Raw genomic sequence first — 735 nt, forward strand, 5'->3', positions numbered from 1 at the left:
TCAAATCGTTCTTGGTTGAAAGATCTGATCGCTAGGTGGGCATTTAGTTCAATTCCTTAAGCAGAATTGAGGTTACTATATGCCTATACGGCTGAAACTTATACATACGAAGGGTTACATCCATTCTTTCAAATTAATATGCCAAAAGGTGGCTTGCGGATAGCTATTGAGAAAGCAACTGCGAAACACTACGGTAGTAATGATTTAACGGTATTAACTTTATTAGGAAATAATCAAATTGGTTCTGTACGATATGCATTAGAAGATCAACCACTAGTAGATGAAAGTGGATTTGATTTAAGCTTAGAATATCTTATTAAAAGCGATGAAGTTTATTTTTTCTGAACTCTTATCTAGGTTTGTTTTCGCTCAGGTGTTGCAGGCGTACAACCAAAAGTATTATTAGACGTTAAATAGTCTAATTATGACCACATAGACCCTAAAACTACCTATCCCATCGATTCATATATAGTCAAAAGCTGCGGATTAACTGTTTCACTTTTTTATTTGAGTGTAGCGGTCCATCTTCTAAATCAGCAATACAGGTCGTAATATCATTAAATTCAGATAGCTGTCTTGCCATTGTTAGGCCTGCAGGCCCACAACCTACAATCAATACATCGACCTCTTTTGGTAGGTCTACAATAGGCGGAGTAGGGGCTAATGCCGATCAGTTAAGAAAATTAGTTGATTTTTAACTAAAGAAGATCAAAATCCTATAACTCAAAAGGTTAT

The 735-nt window shown here is 35.8% G+C and carries 2 protein-coding genes; one reads left to right on the plus strand and one right to left on the minus strand.

Going from position 1 to position 735, the window contains the following annotated elements:
* The first annotated feature begins 66 nt into the window (after window positions 1-66).
* A complete protein-coding gene (locus Q0794_RS18040; protein ID WP_298944266.1) occupies window positions 67-345 on the plus strand; it encodes a HipA N-terminal domain-containing protein in 279 nt (92 codons plus the stop codon).
* A 127-nt stretch (window positions 346-472) separates the two neighbouring features.
* Here the strand turns inward: Q0794_RS18040 and Q0794_RS18045 are convergent, their stop codons facing one another.
* On the minus strand, window positions 473-616 hold the full coding sequence (locus Q0794_RS18045; RefSeq protein ID WP_298944267.1) for a hypothetical protein: 144 nt from the start codon (window positions 614-616) through the stop codon (window positions 473-475).
* Window positions 617-735: the final 119 nt, after the last annotated feature.

The organism is uncultured Psychromonas sp. (assembly GCF_947489755.1).
Lineage (GTDB): Bacteria > Pseudomonadota > Gammaproteobacteria > Enterobacterales > Psychromonadaceae > Psychromonas.